The sequence below is a fragment of the Rugamonas rubra genome (assembly GCF_900114705.1).
Taxonomy (GTDB): Bacteria; Pseudomonadota; Gammaproteobacteria; order Burkholderiales; family Burkholderiaceae_D; genus Rugamonas; species Rugamonas rubra.
The window spans coordinates 249,648-267,050 of record NZ_FOTW01000007.1 but is presented as its reverse complement, the minus strand read 5'-3'; the positions used below and the strand labels follow the sequence as shown (position 1 = coordinate 267,050).

The window sequence follows — 17,403 nt, the reverse complement described above, 5'->3', positions numbered from 1 at the left end:
TCATTCTCCATGATTGACGATCGCGTGCATGATCTTTTCCTGCGTCGCCTCGGCCGCGTCCATTTCGGCCGCGAAACGGCCCTCGTTCATCACATAGATCCGGTCGCACATGCCGAGCAGCTCGGGCAGTTCCGACGAGATCATGATGATGCTTTTGCCCTCGGCCACCAGGGCGTTGATGATGCTGTAGATTTCGTACTTGGCGCCGACGTCGATGCCCCGGCTCGGCTCGTCCAAAATCAGCACGTCCGGCGCCGAGAACAGCCACTTGGCCAGCACCACCTTCTGCTGGTTGCCGCCGGACAGGTGCAGCGTCTTCTGCCGCACGCCCGAGCAACGGATGCGCAGGCGCTGGCGGTAGCCGTCGGCCACCTTGTACTGGCGGGCGCGGTCGATCACCTGGCGCGCCGCCACGCCGGCCAGGTTGGCCAGGCTGATGTTGCTCTGGATATCCTCCTCGAGCAGCAGGCCGAGCGCCTTGCGGTCCTCCGTCACGTAGGCCAGGCCGTGGCTGATCGCCTTGCTGACGCTGCTGACGTCGATCTCCACGCCGTTCTTGCGCACGCTGCCGCTGATGCGCCGGCCGTAGGAACGGCCGAAGATGCTCATCGCCAGCTCGGTGCGGCCGGCGCCCATCAGGCCGGCGATGCCGACCACCTCGCCCCGGCGCGCGTGCAGGCTGACCTGCTTGACCACCGCGCGGTCGCTCTGCTCGGGGTGGAACACCTGCCAGTCGCGCACCTCGAAGACGGTGGCGCCCGGTTGCCGCGGCCGCGCCGGGTAGCGCTCGGCCATCTGCCGGCCCACCATGTGCTCGATGATGCGGCTCTCGCTGATGGTGCCGAGGCGGCAGTCGTAGCTGTGCACGGTGTTGCCGTCGCGCAGCACGGTGATGGCGTCGGCGACGCGCGAGATCTCGTTGAGCTTGTGCGAGATCAGGATCGCCGCGATGCCCTGGCGCTGCAGCTCCAGCAACAGGTTGAGCAGGGCGTCGCTGTCGCTCTCGTTGAGGCTGGCGGTGGGCTCGTCGAGGATCAGCAGCTTGACCTCCTTGCACAGCGCCTTGGCGATCTCGACCAGCTGCTGCTGGCCGACGCCGAGTTGGTTGACCGGCGTCTCCGGCGACACGGCCAGGCCGACCCGGCGCAGCAGCTCGCCGCTGCGGCGGCGCATCTGCTCGCGGTCGATCACGCCGAAGCGGGTCGGCTCGTTGCCCAGGAACAGGTTCTCGGCCACCGACAGCAGCGGCACCAGGGCCAGCTCCTGGTGGATGATGATGATGCCCTGGCGCTCGCTGTCGCGGATGTCGCGGAACTCGCGCAGGCGGCCGAGGAACTCGATGTCGCCGCTGTAGCTGCCGTAGGGATACACGCCGCTGAGCACCTTCATCAGGGTCGACTTGCCGGCGCCGTTCTCGCCGACGATGGCGTGGATCTCGCCGGCGCGCACCGTCAGGTCGACGTGGTCGAGGGCGACCACGCCGGGGAAGGTCTTGCGGATGCCCCGCATTTGCAACAGTGCGTCCATGTCAGCGGATCTGCGCGTCGGTGTAGTAGCCGCTGTTGGTGACCAGCACCTCCTTCCAGTTCGACTTGTCGACCGTCACCGGTTTGAGCAGGTAGGACGGCACCACCTTGACGCCGTTGTTGTAGGTCTTGCTGTCGTTCACCTCGGGCACCTTGCCGCTGAGGATGGCGTCGACCATGTTGACGGTGACCTTGGCCAGCTCGCGGGTGTCCTTGAACACGGTGGCGCGCTGCTCGCCGCGCAGGATCGACTTGACCGAGGGGATCTCGGCGTCCTGGCCGGTGACCACCGGCATCGGCAGCGCCGGCGTGCCGTAGCCCACCCCCTTCAGCGAGGACAGGATGCCGATGCTCAGGCCGTCGTACGGCGACAGCACGGCGTCGACCCGCTCCTTGCCGTAGTAGGCGCTGAGCAGGTTGTCCATGCGCGCCTGGGCCACCGCGCCGTCCCAGCGCAGGGTGGCGACCTTCTCCATGCCGAGCTGCTTGCTGCGCACCACCAGCTTGCCCTGGTCCATATACGGCTTGAGCACCGACAGGGCGCCGTTGTAGAAGAAGTGGGCGTTGTTGTCGTCGGCCGAGCCGCCGAACAGCTCGACGTTGAACGGCCCCTTGGCGTGTTTCAGGTCGAGCGCCTTCTCGATGTAGGCGGCCTGCTGCACGCCGACCTGGAAGTTGTCGAAGGTGGCGTAGTAGTCGACGTTCTTCGAGCCACGGATCAGGCGGTCGTAGGCGATCACCTTGATGCCCTTGTCGGCCGCCTTCTGCAGCACGCCGGACAGGGTGGTGCCGTCGATGGCGGCGATCACCAGCACCTTGGCGCCCTTGGTGATCATGTTCTCCAGCTGGGCCAGCTGGTTGGGGATGTCGTCGTCGGCGTATTGCAGGTCGGTCTTGTAGCCGCGTTCCTTGAACACCTTGACCATGTTGTCGCCGTCGGCGATCCAGCGCGACGAGGTCTTGGTCGGCATCGAGATGCCGATCGGGCCCTTGGCTTGCGCCGCCGCGAGCGGCGCGGCGAGGGTGGCGGCGCCCAGCAGGGCGCCGGCGAGCAGGAATTTGAATCGGGTCATTATTGTCTCCGTATTGTTTTATTGGACTGCAGAGACGATGATAGGTATTTCATAAACTTAATCTAATAACTTTTTTGATGGAAGTGATATCCATTTCGGTATCACCCGCCCTCCATAGGGCGAAAACACCTATGGCGGCGGGGAAAACCGCGCGTCCAGGTTATCGCTTTTGGAAAAGAATTCATTACTTGTATATCACTGGAAAGGCCTGCCATGACCGTTCGGGAACAATTTAGAGTCGCCAGGGACGTCAAGCTGCGCGAACAGGACGCCGGCGACTTCCGTTTGTCGAGCCGCGTCGACGACGCCAAGCTGGGCAAGGCCGAGGCCAAGGCGCAGGACCGCGCCAAGACCGCCGGCCTGATCGCCCGCATCGCCGAGTTGCAGGTGATGCTGTACGCGCAGCGCCGACAAAAAGTCCTGCTGTTGTTGCAGGGAATGGACACTTCGGGCAAGGACGGCACCGTGCGCGCCATGTTCAGCCAGATCAGCCCGATGGGCATCCGCGCCGTCGGCTTCAAGGCGCCGACCGACATCGAGCTGGCCCACGACTACCTGTGGCGGGTGCACCAGAAGGTGCCGGTGAAGGGCGAGGTGGCGATCTTCAACCGCAGCCACTACGAGGACGTGCTGATCACCAAGGTGCAGGGCATGATCGACGCCAAGGAATGCAAGCGCCGCTACGCGCAGATCTGCGACTTCGAGCGCATGCTCGCCGAGACGGGCACCACCATCGTCAAGGTGTTCCTGCACATTTCCAAGGACGAGCAGCGCGAGCGCCTGCAGGAGCGCCTGGCCGACCCGGACAAGCAATGGAAGTTCGACCCGAACGACGTGGTGCAGCGGCAGAGGTGGGACGACTACCAGCGCGCCTACGAGCAGGCGCTGGCCGCCACCGACTGCGACCACGCGCCCTGGTACGTGGTGCCGGCCAACTCCAAGACCCAGCGCGACCTGGTGGTGGCCTCGATCCTGCTCGAAACGCTGGAGGGCATGAAGCTGGCCTTCCCGCCGGCCGACCCGAAGTTGACGGCGACGGTGGTCGAGTAGCGCCGCGCTAGGCGGCGCCCCGGCGCGCCGGCGCGGCCTAGCGCGGCTTGACGCCCATGTCGCGGCACAGCTTGTCGTAGGCTTCCGGGGCGCTCTCCTTGAGGCGGCGCATGTACTCTGCCGCCGCCCGCGCGCCGGCCATCCCATCGACGTTCAGGGGCAGCTGCCGATCACGTAGAAGTTCGGTCCAGTGCGCTTCAGTGTAGTGCGAATGTAAATATTGTCCAGCCCCATACTCTGGTTCGAGCCGTTGGCCAGCGCCGTGAAGAACTTGTCGTGGGCGCGGCCGGCGCGCACGTGGTCGTAGTTGCTCGCCGTCACGCAGGTGCCGTCGGGCGGAGGCGGCGGCGGCGGCGCGCCGGTCAGCCGGTCGACCATCAGCTTGATCGCCGCCATCTGCCGCCCGCCCTTCTGGGCGTACTTGGCGTCGTCGTAGTTGAACCAGTCCCAGCAGGCGTTCGGGTTGGCCAGCGGGTTGATCGGCGCCGTCTGCGGGTACAGCAGCACGATGCGGTTGCTGTCGGCCCAGCGGTTGTAGCCGGTGTTCTTGACGTACTTGTCGCCGATGTTGGTCGGGTCCTGCAGGCAGCCGTGCAGCACCACGTGCAGCCGGCAACCCTGGCCGGCGTTGCCGTCGCAGCCGGGCGGCACGTAGAGGAAGCCGCTGGCGGCCATGCCGTGGCTGGTCGGGTCGGCCAGGAAGGCGGTCTGGTCGAACTCGATGAACTTGCCGGCCGGCGTGGCGCCGCCGCGCGGGTTGAGCGGCGTCGGCTTGCCGTAGATCCATTGCAGCAGGGCGCCGGCGGCGTCGAAGGCGCAGTTGTTGATGTAGGGGGAACCGAGCTTGTCGCAGGCGTTGCCGAAGTCGTCGGTGGGCATCGCGTGCTGGGCCGCCAGGTCCTTCTTGTATGAGATGTTCGCGCTATTGATGTAGTGGAGGTAATAGCTTTCCAGATCGGTCATCACGGCCTGGGGCACCAGGGTGTCGGCGCTGCCGGACAGCATCCAGATGCGCTGGCGGGCCAGCCCGGCGACGGGGTCGACCGTGCCGTTGCCGGCGTTCTGGTCGGTGATGGCGATCAGTTCGCTCACCTTGGTGCCGCCCGCCTTGACCTGGCACAGGAAGGGGCTGCCGGTGCAGCTGCACACGTTGGTGGCGGTGTTGACGTTGCCGCGCGAGCAGTAGTAGGGGCCGCCGGCGATCACGCCGACACCGTCGACGCTGGCCGAGAAGGCGACGCCGTACTGCACCGCCATGTAGCCGCCCGAGGACAGGCCGGACACCGACACCTGGCCGGCCTTCATGGCCGGCAGGGGCACCACCTGCTGCGCCATGGCCGGCGCGGCGAACACCGCGAGCATGCCGAGCGCGCGCGCCAGGAGAATTCGACAATGCAATGACATGGCAGGCTCCCGTCGGTGATATTCGAGCTGCCATTTTGCGGTAACTCAGCGACAGAGGCTTAATCTGGCTCAATCGGACCGGGGTTCGCCGTCCCGCGCCATGCGCCGCCGCGCGGATAGCGGGACAGCGCCGGCACGCGCGCGCCGGCTTTGGCTTAGAATGGATTTTCTATCCATTTTCCGGCCGCCACCATGACCAACCATTTCGCCAAGCTGAGCCTTGTTTCCGCGCTGACCATGCTGGGCGCCGCGCCCGCGCTGGCGCAGACTCCCGCCGCGCCCGCCGCCCCGGCGGCGGCCCCGGCCGGCAGCTGCCCGGCCATCCTCAAGCACAGCTTCAAGCGTCTGCAGGACGAGGCGCCGCAGGACCTGTGCCAGTACGCCGGCAAGGTCGTGCTGGTGGTCAACACGGCCAGCTATTGCGGCTTCACCAACCAGTACGAGGGCCTGGAGGCGATGTACGCCAAGTACGGCAGCAAGGGCCTGGTGGTGCTGGGCTTCCCCTCGAACGACTTCGGCAAGCAGGAGCCGGGCAACGGCAAGGAGATCGCCGACTTCTGCTACAACACCTACGGCGTCAAGTTCCCGATGTTCGCCAAGTCGGTGGTGTCGGGGCCGAACCCGAATCCGCTGTACGTCAACCTGATCAAGAGCACCGGCAAGACGCCGGCCTGGAACTTCCACAAGTACCTGATCGACCGCAACGGCAAGATCCTCGCAAGCTTCCCGAGCAAGGTCGCGCCGACCGACCCGCAACTGGTCGGCGCGGTGGAAAAGGCGCTGGCGATGTAGGGTGCGCTGCCTTCCGCTCCCCCCGCCACCGCCGCAGGGGGAGCGTGCCGTTCCCTTCCACCCGTCCCGCCTCTCTGCGCCGCCGTTCCCACGGCACGGCGCCGCGCCGCGTACCTTGCCGGCACCTCCCGCTTGTCCCCAGAACTTGTGACCAGTCCATTTGGATTGTTCCAATGCAATTGAAAGCGGGTTACACTCGCCCGATATTATTGCTGGATAAGACATGTTGCCCCACGCTCAAGCCCATACCTGCGCCTACTTTACCGCGCTGCTGAACCAACATTTCCAGCTGCCGGGCAGCGAAGGCGTGGTGCTGCAACTGATCGCGGCCGAGCCGCGCGGCGCCGCCCTGCCGGGCCGCGAGGCGTTCTCCCTGCTGTTCAGCGGTCCGCAACCGCCGTTGCCGCAGCAGATCTACACGCTGCGCTCCGAGGCCGCCGGCACACTGGAGATCTTCCTGGTGCCGGTGGCCGGCGTCGGCGCCGCTATCCATTACGAAGCGGTGTTCAGTTGAGCCGCCGCGCCCGTCCGTCATTTTCCAGGAGGCCAGCATGGAACCGTTCATAGGCGAGATCCGTATCAGCTCGATTCCCTACGCACCGAAAGGTTGGGCGTTCTGCCACGGACAATTATTGTCGATCAACCAAAACCAGGCATTGTTTTCGCTGATGGGGACCACCTACGGCGGCAACGGCCAGACCAGTTTCGCGCTGCCGGATCTGCGCGGCCGCTGCCCCATCAGTTACGGCTCAGGCGCAGGCGAATACTATTCTCTGGGACAAATCGGTGGCGAGTTTGAGCACCGCTTGTCCATTGCCGAGCTGCCGAGCCACAACCACGGCCTGGCCGTCAGCTCGGCGCTGGCCACCAGCGGCGCGCCGGCCGGTGCCTTGCCCGGCAAGAAGGGCCGGCTTGGACGCGACCTGTTTGCCGCCCCGGCCAATCTGGTCGGGCTGAACCAGCAGGCGCTCAGCCAAGCCGGTAGCGGGCAGGCGCATACCAACATGCAGCCTTTCCTTGTGCTGAATTTCATTATCGCGCTGCAGGGTGTGTTCCCGTCGCGCAACTAGAAGGAGTGAACGATGGCAGATCCATACGTTGGTGAGATCCGCATGTTCGCGGGAAATTTCGCACCGCAGAATTGGATGTTTTGCAATGGCGCCGTCCTGTCGATCGCCGCGTACGACATGTTGTTCAGCCTGATCACCACCACCTACGGCGGCGACGGCCAGACGACCTTCGCCCTGCCTGATTTGCGCGGCAGGTTGCCGGTGGCGAGCGGCACGGATCGGAGCGGCCGGACGTACAACCTGGGCCAGGCCGGCGGCGTCGAGGAAGTTACCCTGGGCGCCGGGCAGATGCCCGCCCATACGCACGCGCTGGCCGCCTCGAGCGACCGCGCCACGCCGGCCGCCGGCGCCAGCACGGGCTTGCTGGCCAACACCGGCGGCAGCCTGCTCTACGCCCACCCGGCCAGCCCGGCGCCGATGCGCGACAACGCGATCTCGTCGGCCGGCGGCAGCATGCCGCACAGCAATATGGCGCCCTATCTGTGCATCAGCTTCATCATCGCCGTGTACGGTATGTATCCACAGCAGGCCTAACCCCATCGAACGGAAACAACAGCCATGGCCGACCCATTTGTCGCGGAAATCCGCATCTTCACGTTCCAGTTCGCCCCCCGTGGCTGGGCTTTTTGCGACGGTTCGATCCTGGCCATCCAGCAGAACACGGCGCTGTTCGCGCTGCTGGGCACGACCTACGGCGGCAACGGCAGCAGCACCTACGCCCTGCCCAACCTGGGCGGGCGTGCGCCGATGTTCTGGGACCAGGGGCCGGGTCTGTCCGATCACCAGCCCGGCGAAGCGGGCGGCAGCACGACGGTCGCGCTGGACGCCAGCCAGCTGCCCGCGCACAAGCACCAGCTGCAGCATGCCGGCGCTGGCGTCGGCGCCGCCTTCGCGGCGCCGGGCCAGTCCGTGCTGCTGGCCGACGCCGGCCCGGCCCAGGTCTACACCAGCGCCACCGGCGCCGACACCACTGCGCCGGCGGCCGCGTTGGCACCGGTCGGCAGCGGTTTGCCGCACAACAATATGCAACCCTTTATGGCCTTGAACTTCTGCATTAGCCTGCAGGGCGTCTTTCCGTCGCGGTGGTGAGCGTGCTGGAGCTACGTCCGGCCGGCGCCGAGGACCAGGATTTCCTGCTGCGTGTCTACGCCAGCACGCGCGCCGACGAGATCGCCCTGACCGGCTGGGACGAGGCGCAGGCGGCCGCCTTCGTACGCATGCAGTTCGTGGCCCAGCAGCACCACTACCGCACCCACGACGAGGACGCCGACTTCGCCATCGTCGAGCTCGACGGCGAGCCGGTGGGGCGGCTGTACGTGGCGCGCCGGCCCGAGCGCATCCATGTGATCGACATCGCCATCCTGCCGGCCTGGCGCGGCCATGGCCACGCCACGGCGCTGCTGCGCCAGCTGCTGGCCGAGGGCGAGCGGCGCGCCTTGCCGGTCAGCATCTACGTCGAGATCCACAACCGGGCCCAGCGGCTGTACGCGCGGCTCGGTTTCGAGGAGGTCTGCAGCGCCGGACTGTACCGGCTGATGCAGTGGCGCCCCATCGGCGCCACCCCGCCGGCAACGCCCGCCGCGTCGGCGCCGCAACCCTAACCTAGCATGGAGAAGCAACATGATGAAACGGCGCAATCTTTTGAAACTGGGCGGCGGCTCGCTGGCCTTGGCCGGACTGGGGCTGGCCGCCTCCCGCCCCGCCGCCGCCGCCGCCGACTTCGTCTGGAGCCGGGCGGCGGCGGAGGCCCTGGTGGGCCAGCCGTTCTGGCTCAACCACCCGGAACTGGGCGCCGTCGGCCTGACCTTGGAGGCGGTGAGCGGCACGCCGGCCGCCACCGCGCCGGCCGCCGCCGGCGCGACGCGCAGCGAGCAGTTCTCGCTGTTGTTCGTCGGCCCGCGCGGCCAGCAGGCGGGGCAGGGCAGCTACGAGCTGGACCACGAGCGGATCGGCCGCTTCACGCTGCTGCTGGTGCCGGCCGCGCCGCGTCCCGGCGCGAGCGTCTACCGTTCCGATTTCAACCTGCTGGCGTAACACCCCTTTAGCCCCGTCGGGTCCGCCGCGCCGCGTCGGCCTTGAACCGCTCAACCCTGTACCTCAACCCTGTACGGAGCAACCATGCACAAACACGCCTCAGCCAACCGTTTCTACCGCCTCGTCTGGAGCCATGTGCACGCTTGTTGGGTCGCCGTGGCGGAGGGGGCGCGTGGACGCGGCAAGGGCGGCTCCAGCGCGCGCGCCGCGCGCCGCCTGGCCCTGGCGACCTTGGCCGGCGGCCTGGCCGGCGCCGCTGCTGCGGCGCCGCCGCCCAACGCGCTGCCCAGCGGCGCCCAGCTGGTGGCCGGCCAGGCCAGCGTCGCCAACAACGGCGCGCAGATGACGGTGACGCAGGGTTCGCAGCAGGCGATCCTCAACTGGCAGCGCTTCGACATCGGCGCCAACGCCGCCGTGCGCTTCGACCAGCCGTCGGCCGCCGCCGTGGCGCTGAACCGGGTGGTCGGCAGCGACCCCTCGCAAATCTACGGCAAGTTGTCGTCGAACGGCAGCGTGTTCCTGATCAATCCGCAGGGCGTGTTGTTCGGCGCCGGCGCCCAGGTCAACGTCGGCGCGCTGGCGGCCTCCTCGCTGGGCCTGTCCGACCGCGCCTTCCTCGACGGTCAATACGAGTTCAGCGGCGCCGGCGCGGCCGGCGCCGTGCGCAACGCCGGCAGCATCGCCGCCGCCACCGGCGGCTATGTCGCGCTGATCGGCCCCTCGGTGGCCAACAGCGGCAGCATCCACGCGCCGCGGGGCGGCGTGGCGCTGGCGGCCGGCGAGCAGGTCGCGGTCGACCTGCGCGGCGACGGCCTGGTCGGCGTGCGCGTCACACGCGGCGCGCTCAAGGCGCTGGCCGACAACGCCGGCCTGATCGCCGCCGACGGCGGCCGGGTGGTGCTGACGGCGGCCGCCGCCGACGCCCTGACCCGTTCCAGCGTCAACAACAGCGGCGTGGTGCAGGCGCGCGGCCTGCTGGCCGACGGCGGCAGCATCCGCCTGGTCGGCGACGGCGAGGTGTACGCCGGCGCGCTCGACGTCTCCAGCGCCCACGGCGCCGGCGGCCGCATCGCCGTCGCCGGCGCCTTCGTCTCGCTCGACGGCCGCCTCAACGCCGACGGCGCGCGCGGCGGCGCCATCGACGTCGCCGCCGGCGGCAACCTGTCGGTGGCGGCCGCCGCCAGCGCGGCCGGCCTGGCCGGCGACGGCGGCGCCATCGCCTACCGGGCCGGCGCCACCTTGCTGGAGAACGTCAACGCCAGCAGCAGCGTCGACGGCAGCGCCAACGGCGGCAGCACCGCGTTGGCGGCCGGCGCCGGCGTGCTGTCCTCGGGCCGCCACACGGCGCGTGGCGCGGCCGGCACGGGCGGTCGCATCGACGTCTCCGGCGCCGACGTGCGCCTGCTCGGCGCGCAACTGGACGCCTCGGGGCAGGGCCAGGGCGGCCTGGTGCGCGTCGGCGGCGCCTTCCAGGGCGGCGCCGCGCGCGCCGACGCGCCCGACGCGGCGCGCTTCGTCGCGCGCTGGGGCGACACCGCCGCCATCGGCAACGCCCAAGCCAGCTTCGTCAACGACGGCAGCGTGATCGACGTCTCGGCGCGCGGCGCCGGCGGGCAGGGCGGCACGGCGGTGGTCTGGTCGCAGCAGCAGACCACCATGCTGGGCGCCATCCAGGCCGGCGGCGACGGCGCCGGCGGCACCGTGGAGATCTCGTCGAAGAACGACCTGCGCCACGTCGGGCTGGACAAGATCGTCGCCGGTCGCGGCGGCCGTCTGCTGTTGGACCCGAAGAACATCACCATCGGCAGCAACGCCACCAGCTGGACCTACCAGGCCATCCTCGGCAACGGCTACGGCAACGTCAGCGGCAACGCGCCGCTCGCCGATCCACTCTCCGGCGAAGGCTACGGCAGCGCCGTCGCCCTCAACGGCGCCGGCGACGTGCTGGCCGTCGGCGCGCCCTACAGCGCCGACGCGACCGGCGCGGTGCGCATCTACGGCTTCAGCGGCGGCAACTACGCCAACGCCGTGCTGCGCTCGACGCTGGGCCTGGGCTACAGCGGCACCGGCAACCTCAACGTCGCCCTCGATCCGGGCGCGCAGTTCGGCGCCAGCGTGGCCTTGAACGCCGACGCCAGCCGGCTGGCCGTCGGCGCGCTCGGCGCCAACGGCGGCGCCGGCCAGGTCAATCTGTACATGCTGGGCGCCACACCGGTCGGCTACGCCGTCATCAACGGCGGTAGCGGCAACCAGGCGAGCAGCGGCGCCTTCGGCTCGGCGGTGGCGTTCAACGGCGCCGGCGACCTGCTGGCGGTCGGCGCGCTGGCCGACCAGGGCAGCAACTACCGCGCCAACAGCGGCGCGGTGTACCTGTACAGCGGCGCGAACGGCGCCGGCCCGGTGTTCAACAAGGTGCTCAGCAGCGGCGCCGGCGGCGCCGCGTTCGACACGGGCATGGCCGCCGACGCCCAGTACGGCAACGCGGTGGCGCTCAACGCGGCCGGCGACAAGCTGGCCGTCGGCGCCGTCGGCGCCGACAACTCCAAGGGCGCCGTCTACCTGTACAGCAATCCCTTCGGCGCCATCGCCAAGGTGGCGACCCTGGGCGCCGGCTACACCGGCGGCAGCAATATGGACATCGCCTTGCAGGCCGGCGCGATGTTCGGCTCCTCGGTGGCGCTGAACGGGGCCGGCACCATGCTGGCGGTCGGCGCCGCATCCGACGGTGCCTATGGCAGCAACACGCTGGGCGGCGGCAGCGTACGCATCTTCAACTTCGCCAACGCCAGCTTCGCCACGCCGACGCTGGGCGCCACGCTGGGCGCCGGCTACACCGGCAGCAACGACGTCGACGTCGCGCTCAACCCGTGGGACAATTTCGGTTTTGCGCTGGCGTTCAACGCGGCCGGCGACAAGCTGGCCGTCGGCGCGCCCTACAGCAACAGCGCCAACGGCAGCGTCGCCGGCAGCGGCAACGTGCGCATCTTCAGCATGGGGGCGCCGGCCGCCGCCAACGTCGGCTACGGCAGCGGCGCCGGCGCCAGTTCCCTGCTCGACGCCGCCGCGCTGGCGGCGGCGCTGCGGGCCGGCACCTCGATCACGCTGGAGGCCAGCAACGACATCACGCTGCTGGCCGCCAACCCGGTCGACGCCAGCGCCGGCGGCGGCAACGGCTCGCTGACCCTGTCGGCCGGCCGCAGCATCGCGCTCAACTCGGCCGTCAAGCTGGCCGCCGGCGGCACGCTGACCCTGAGCGCCAACGACAGCCTCGCCCACGGCGTCGTCGACAGCCAGCGCGACGCCGGCGCCGCCACCATCACGCTGGCGCAGGGCGCCGACGTGACGGCCAACAGGGTCGTCATCACGCTCGGCGGCGATACCGGCAAGACCAACAGCGCCACCGGCGCCATCACCATCAACAGCAGCGTCAGCGCCGGCTCGGTGTCGGTCAAGAACCTGGGCGCCAGCAACGGCAGCGACGTGCTGCTGGGCAGCGCCGGCGCGCTGCGCGGCAGCGGCGCCGGCACGACGATCGAAGTGGTCGCCAACGGCAATTTCAACAACGGCAACAACACGGACAACGTCAAGCACGGCCTGGACGCCGGCAGCGGACGCTACCTGGTCTACAGCGCCAGCCCCAGCCTGACCAGCGAGGGCGTCAGCGGCTACAACAAGCACTACGGTGTCGCCTACAGCGGCGCCGCGCCGGCCTACGCCGCCAGCGGCAACTGGTTCCTCTACTCGGCCACGCCGACGCTGACCATCAGCGCCAACGCCGCCGGCAAGACCTACGACGGCCTGGCCACGGCGCCGGTGCTGGGCTACGGCGTCGGCGGCCTGATCGACGGCGACACGGCGGCCATCCTCAGCGGCGCGCTGGCGGTCGGCAACCTGTCGAAGAACGCCGGCAGCTACGCCATCCAACTCGGCACCTTGGCCAACTCGCTGGGTTACACCGTCAACTACGTCGGCAACAACCTGGTGGTGGCGCCGCGCACGCTGACGGCCAGCGTCAGCGGCGTGGCCAAGGTCTACGACGGCCAGACCGGCGCCAGCGTCAGCTTCGCCGACGACCGCCTGGCCGGCGACGTGCTGACCTTGGCCGGCAACGCCAGCTTCGCCGACAAGAACGTCGGCAGCGGCAAGGCCGTCAGCGTCAACGGCATCGCCGCCAGCGGCGCCGACGCCGGCAACTACACGCTGGGCAGCAGCAGCGCCAGCACCAGCGCCGACATCACCCCGCGCGCGCTGACGGTGGCCGCCGCCAGCGCCGGCAAGGTCTACGACGGCCTGAGCGACGCCGTCGTCACGCTGAGCGACGACCGCGTCGCCAACGACAGCCTGACGCTGAGCAGCGGCGCGGCCAGCTACGCCGACAAGAACGCCGGCGCCAACAAGACCATCAGCGTCGGCGCCATCGCGCTGGGTGGCGCCGACTCCGGCAACTACACGCTGAGCGCGACCACGGCGAGCACCCAGGCCAGCATCGCGCAACGCACGCTGACGGCCACCCTGGCGGCCAGCGACAAGGTTTACAACGGCCTGGCCGACGCCAGCGCCACGCTGGGCGACAACCGCCTGGCCGGCGACACGCTGGCGCTGAGCGGTGCCGCCGCCGTCTTCAACGACAAGAACGTCGGCAACGGCAAGACCGTCACCGTCGGCGCGCTGGCGCTGAGCGGCGCCGACGCCGGCAACTACACCTTGGCCTCGACCAGCGTCAACGGCCAGGCCAGCATCACGCCGCGCGCGCTGACGGTCGGCGTCAGCGGCGTCGACAAGGTTTATGACGGCGCCACCTCCGCCAGCGTGACCTATGGCGACGACCGCGTCGGCGGCGACAGCCTGAGCTTTAGCGGCACCGCCAGTTTCACCGACAAGAACGTCGGCGCCGGCAAGGCGGTCGGCGTCAGCGGCATCACTCTGGGCGGCGCCGACGCCGGCAACTACACGCTGAACACCAGCAGCGCCAGCACCAGCGCCACCATCACGCCGCGCGCGTTGACGGTCAGCGCCAGCAGCGCCGGCAAGGTCTACGACGGCCTGACCGGCGCCGTCGTGGCGCTGGGCGACGACCGCGTCGGCGGCGACCTGCTGGCGCTGGCCAGCGCCAGCGCCGCCTACGCCGACAAGAACGCCGGCGCCAACAAGGCCATCACGGTCGGCGGCATCACCCTGTCCGGCGCCGATGCCGGCAACTACACGCTGGCCTCGAACGGCGCGACGGCGCACGCCGCCATCACGCCGCGCGCGCTGAGCGCCAGCGCCAGCGGCGTCGACAAGGTCTACGACGGCCGCACCGGCGCCGTGGTCGCCTTCAGCGACAACCGCCTAGCCGGCGACGTGCTGGGCTACAGCGACGGCGCCGTCTTCGCCGACAAGAACGTCGGCAGCGGCAAGGCCATCAACCTCGGCGCCGTGGCGCTGAACGGCGCCGACGCCGACAACTACACGCTGGCCATCGCGCCCGGCGCGGTCAGCGCCAACGTCACCGCGCGCAGCCTGACCGCCAGCGCCACCGCGAGCAAGGTCTACGACGGCCTGGCCACGGTCACCGCCAGCCTGGCCGACGACCGCGTCGGCGGCGACGACCTGGTGCTCGGCGTGGCCAACGGCGCCACCAGCTTCGCCGACAAGAACGTCGGCAACGGCAAGGTGCTGACGCTGACCGGCGTCACGCTGTCCGGCGCCGACGCCGGCAACTACGTGCTGGCCTCGACCACCGCCCACGGCAGCGGCAGCATCACGCCGCGCACGCTGACGGCCACCATCAGCGCCGACAACAAGGTCTACGACGGCCTGGCCACGGCCGTGGTCCACCTCGGCGACGACCATCTGGCCGGCGACGCGCTGACCCTGGCCGGCAGCGCCAGCTTCGCCGACAAGAACGTCGGCAACGGCAAGACCGTCACCCTGGACGGCGCGACGCTGCGCGGCGCCGACGCCGGCAACTACGTGCTGGCGGCCGCCCCGGCCACCACCACCGCCTCGATCACGCCGCGCGCGTTGACGGTGGCCGCCAGTAGCGCCGGCAAGGTCTACGACGGCCTGACCGGCGCCGTGGTGACGCTGGCCGACGACCGCGTCGGCAACGACGTGCTGGCGCTGGCCAGCGCCAGCGCCGACTACGCCGACAAGAACGCCGGCGCCAACAAGGCCATCAGCGTCGGCGGCATCACGCTGTCCGGCGCCGACGCCGGCAACTACACGCTGGCCTCGACCAGCGCCACGGCGCGCGCCAGCATCACGGCGAAAACCCTGACGGTGACGGCGCTCGGCGCCAGCAAGGTCTACGACGGCCTGGCCGACGCCAGCGCCACGCTGAGCGACGACCGCGTCAACGGCGACGCGCTGAGCGTTAGCGCCGGCAGCGCGCGCTACGCCGACAAGAACGTCGGCGCCGCCAAGGCGCTCAGCGTCGGCGGCCTGGCGCTGTCGGGCGCCGACGCCGGCAACTACGTGCTGGCCTCGACCAGCGCCGCCGGCCGGGGCGCCATCACGGCGCGCGCGCTGCACGCCACGGCCAGCGGCGTCGACAAGGTCTACGACGGCCAGACCACCGCCGTCCTGGCCTATGCCGACGACCATATCGCCGGCGACGCGCTGAGCTACAACGCCAGCGCCGTCTTCGCCGACAAGAACGTCGGCAGCGCCAAGAGCATCACCATGGGCGGCGTGACATTGGCCGGCGCCGACGCCGGCAACTACACGCTGGCCTTGGCCGGCGGTCCGCTCAGCGCCAACATCACGCCGCGCACCCTGCAGGTGGTCGCCTCCGGCGCCAGCAAGGTGTACGACGGCGGCACCGGCGCGTCCGCCTCGCTGAGCGACAACCACCTCGCCGGCGACCGCGTCAGCGTGGTCGGCGGCGCCGCCTCGTTCGCCGACAAGAACGTCGGCAACGGCAAGGCGCTGACGGTGCAGGGCGTGACGCTTGCCGGCGCCGACGCCGCCAACTACCGGCTGGCAAGCAGCAGCGCCAGCGGCACCGGCAGCATCAGCGCGCGCGCCTTGAACGTCAGCGCCAGCGCCGCCGACAAGGTCTACGACGGTGGCACCGCCGCCACCGCCACGCTGAGCGACGACCGCCTGTCCGGCGACAGCCTGAGCGTCGGCAGCGCCGCCGCCCGCTTCGCCGACCAGAACGTCGGCAGTGGCAAGGCGGTCAGCGTCGACGGCCTGGTGCTGGCCGGCGCCGACGCCGGCAACTACACGCTGAGCTCCACCAGCGCCAGCGCCACCGCCAACATCACGCCGAAGGCGCTGAGCGCCGCCATCAACGGCGTGGTCGTCAAAAACTACGACGGCACCACGGCGGCGGCGCTGGCCGCCGGCCAGCTGACCCTGTCCGGTTTCGCCGCCGGCGAGGGCGCCAGCGTGCTGCGCGCCAACGGCGTCTACAACAATGCCAACGTGGTCGGCGCCAGCAGCGTCAGCGCCACGCTGGCGGTGGGCAACGTGGCGGCGGCCGCCGGCACGCTGCTGTCGAACTACCTGCTGCCGAGCGGCGCCAGCGGCGCCGGCGCCATCGTGCCGAGGGCGCTGAGCGTTGGCGGCATCGTCGCCGCCGCCAAGACCTACGACGGCGGCGTCGCCGCCACGCTGAGCAACAACGGCAGCCTGAGCGGCCTGGTGGCCGGCGAGTCGCTGACCCTGGGCGGCAGGCTTAACGCCAGCTTCGACAACCGCAACGCCGGCAGCGGCAAGCTGGTCACCGTCAACGGCTACACGCTGGCCGACGGTGCCAACGGCCGCGCCTCGAACTACCGGCTGGCGGCCGGCGGCGCCACCACCAGCGGCGTCGTCAACCAGGCCGCGCTGACCGTGCGCGCCAACGACGCCGCGCGCGTCGCCGGCGCCGCCAATCCGCCGCTGGGCTACAGCGTCAGCGGCCTGGTCGGCGGCGACGACGACCGCCTGGTCAGCGCCACCGTCAGCACCGCCGCCACGGCGCAGTCGGCGGCCGGCGTCTACGGCATCAAGGTGGCCGGGGCGGAACTGGCCAACTACAAGACCAGCTGGGTGGACGGCGTGCTGACCGTCGCCGTCGCGCCCGGCCCGACGCCGGCAGAGCAGCAGCTGGCCGGCGCCATCACCAGCATCGTCCGTCCCGTGCCGATCTCGACGCCGACCGCGGTTGCTGGCGGCGCCAGCGCCATCAGCGCGGCCAGCGAGCCAGCCGCCACGCCGGCCAGCCTGACCGCCATCGTCGCGCCGGACGGTACGGACCGCGCCAACGCCAACGCCAACGCCGACGCCAACGCCAACGCCAACGCCAACGCCAACGCCAACGCCAACGTCGGCGGCAGCAGAATCGGCGTCGGCATCGCCAGCGCCGGCGCCGGCGGCAACTTGCCGAATCTGGTGTTGCCGTCCGTCACCACCAGCATATTGCCGGGCGGAACCCAGGTGCTGGCAATCAACGGCGGCATCCGCACGGAAGAATAATGCAGC

Annotated in this window: 12 protein-coding genes; 9 read left to right on the top strand and 3 right to left on the bottom strand. The window is 70.0% G+C overall.

Translation table 11 applies throughout. From position 1 onward, the window contains the following. Together mmsA and chvE are read right to left on the bottom strand one after the other, a co-directional pair. Positions 1-1,527: a multiple monosaccharide ABC transporter ATP-binding protein gene (gene mmsA / locus BM252_RS07540; protein WP_093385768.1), complete on the bottom strand. Its 1,527-nt coding sequence runs from the start codon at positions 1,525-1,527 to the stop codon at positions 1-3. Between the two features lies 1 nt (position 1,528). Continuing rightward, positions 1,529-2,599, bottom strand: a complete 1,071-nt coding sequence (gene chvE, locus BM252_RS07535; protein WP_093385765.1) for a multiple monosaccharide ABC transporter substrate-binding protein — start codon at positions 2,597-2,599, stop codon at positions 1,529-1,531. Positions 2,600-2,812: 213 nt separating this feature from the next. On the opposite strand from chvE, the gene BM252_RS07530 reads away from it, so the two are divergent. Further along, positions 2,813-3,649 carry a PPK2 family polyphosphate kinase gene (locus BM252_RS07530; RefSeq protein ID WP_093385763.1) on the top strand — a complete coding sequence of 279 codons (837 nt, stop codon included), beginning with the start codon at positions 2,813-2,815 and terminating at the stop codon, positions 3,647-3,649. Between the two features lie 153 nt (positions 3,650-3,802). On the opposite strand, the gene BM252_RS07525 is transcribed toward BM252_RS07530, so the two are convergent. Then, positions 3,803-5,053 (bottom strand): extracellular catalytic domain type 2 short-chain-length polyhydroxyalkanoate depolymerase, encoded by a 1,251-nt coding sequence (locus tag BM252_RS07525; protein WP_093385760.1) that lies wholly within the window; start codon positions 5,051-5,053, stop codon positions 3,803-3,805. A gap of 192 nt (positions 5,054-5,245) precedes the next feature. Between BM252_RS07525 and BM252_RS07520 the strand changes: the two genes are divergently transcribed. The 8 genes from BM252_RS07520 to BM252_RS07485 all read left to right on the top strand — a co-directional run bounded on the left by BM252_RS07520 (position 5,246) and on the right by BM252_RS07485 (position 17,397). Next, positions 5,246-5,845, top strand: a complete 600-nt coding sequence (locus BM252_RS07520; protein ID WP_093385758.1) for a glutathione peroxidase — start codon at positions 5,246-5,248, stop codon at positions 5,843-5,845. Between the two features lie 223 nt (positions 5,846-6,068). Continuing rightward, complete coding sequence (locus BM252_RS07515) at positions 6,069-6,359, top strand: DUF6916 family protein (protein WP_093385755.1); 291 nt, start codon at positions 6,069-6,071, stop codon at positions 6,357-6,359. A gap of 37 nt (positions 6,360-6,396) precedes the next feature. Further along, positions 6,397-6,915, top strand: a complete 519-nt coding sequence (locus BM252_RS07510; RefSeq protein ID WP_093385753.1) for a phage tail protein — start codon at positions 6,397-6,399, stop codon at positions 6,913-6,915. A 12-nt stretch (positions 6,916-6,927) separates the two neighbouring features. Next, entirely contained in the window at positions 6,928-7,449 is a 522-nt protein-coding gene (locus BM252_RS07505) for a phage tail protein (RefSeq protein WP_093385750.1), read from the top strand. Between the two features lie 24 nt (positions 7,450-7,473). Next, entirely contained in the window at positions 7,474-8,004 is a 531-nt protein-coding gene (locus tag BM252_RS07500; RefSeq protein WP_093385748.1) for a phage tail protein, read from the top strand. Between the two features lie 2 nt (positions 8,005-8,006). Beyond that, positions 8,007-8,516 (top strand): GNAT family N-acetyltransferase, encoded by a 510-nt coding sequence (locus BM252_RS07495; RefSeq protein WP_093385946.1) that lies wholly within the window; start codon positions 8,007-8,009, stop codon positions 8,514-8,516. 19 nt (positions 8,517-8,535) lie between these two features. After that, positions 8,536-8,949, top strand: coding sequence for a DUF6916 family protein (locus BM252_RS07490; RefSeq protein ID WP_139236334.1), 414 nt, complete (start codon positions 8,536-8,538; stop codon positions 8,947-8,949). An 84-nt stretch (positions 8,950-9,033) separates the two neighbouring features. Further along, on the top strand, positions 9,034-17,397 hold the full coding sequence (locus BM252_RS07485; RefSeq protein ID WP_093385743.1) for a YDG domain-containing protein: 8,364 nt from the start codon (positions 9,034-9,036) through the stop codon (positions 17,395-17,397). The last annotated feature ends 6 nt before the right edge of the window (positions 17,398-17,403 follow it).

What these genes read in the sequence shown, in the direction of transcription:
- mmsA (WP_093385768.1), bottom strand. Translation starts at nt 1,527, where the DNA reads ATGGACGCACTGTTGCAAATGCGGGGCATCCGCAAGACCTTCCCCGGC.
- BM252_RS07510 (WP_093385753.1), top strand. Translation starts at nt 6,397, where the DNA reads ATGGAACCGTTCATAGGCGAGATCCGTATCAGCTCGATTCCCTACGCA.
- BM252_RS07485 (WP_093385743.1), top strand. Translation starts at nt 9,034, where the DNA reads ATGCACAAACACGCCTCAGCCAACCGTTTCTACCGCCTCGTCTGGAGC.
- BM252_RS07500 (WP_093385748.1), top strand. Translation starts at nt 7,474, where the DNA reads ATGGCCGACCCATTTGTCGCGGAAATCCGCATCTTCACGTTCCAGTTC.
- BM252_RS07505 (WP_093385750.1), top strand. Translation starts at nt 6,928, where the DNA reads ATGGCAGATCCATACGTTGGTGAGATCCGCATGTTCGCGGGAAATTTC.
- BM252_RS07490 (WP_139236334.1), top strand. Translation starts at nt 8,536, where the DNA reads ATGATGAAACGGCGCAATCTTTTGAAACTGGGCGGCGGCTCGCTGGCC.
- BM252_RS07520 (WP_093385758.1), top strand. Translation starts at nt 5,246, where the DNA reads ATGACCAACCATTTCGCCAAGCTGAGCCTTGTTTCCGCGCTGACCATG.
- BM252_RS07530 (WP_093385763.1), top strand. Translation starts at nt 2,813, where the DNA reads ATGACCGTTCGGGAACAATTTAGAGTCGCCAGGGACGTCAAGCTGCGC.
- chvE (WP_093385765.1), bottom strand. Translation starts at nt 2,599, where the DNA reads ATGACCCGATTCAAATTCCTGCTCGCCGGCGCCCTGCTGGGCGCCGCC.
- BM252_RS07525 (WP_093385760.1), bottom strand. Translation starts at nt 5,053, where the DNA reads ATGTCATTGCATTGTCGAATTCTCCTGGCGCGCGCGCTCGGCATGCTC.
- BM252_RS07515 (WP_093385755.1), top strand. Translation starts at nt 6,069, where the DNA reads ATGTTGCCCCACGCTCAAGCCCATACCTGCGCCTACTTTACCGCGCTG.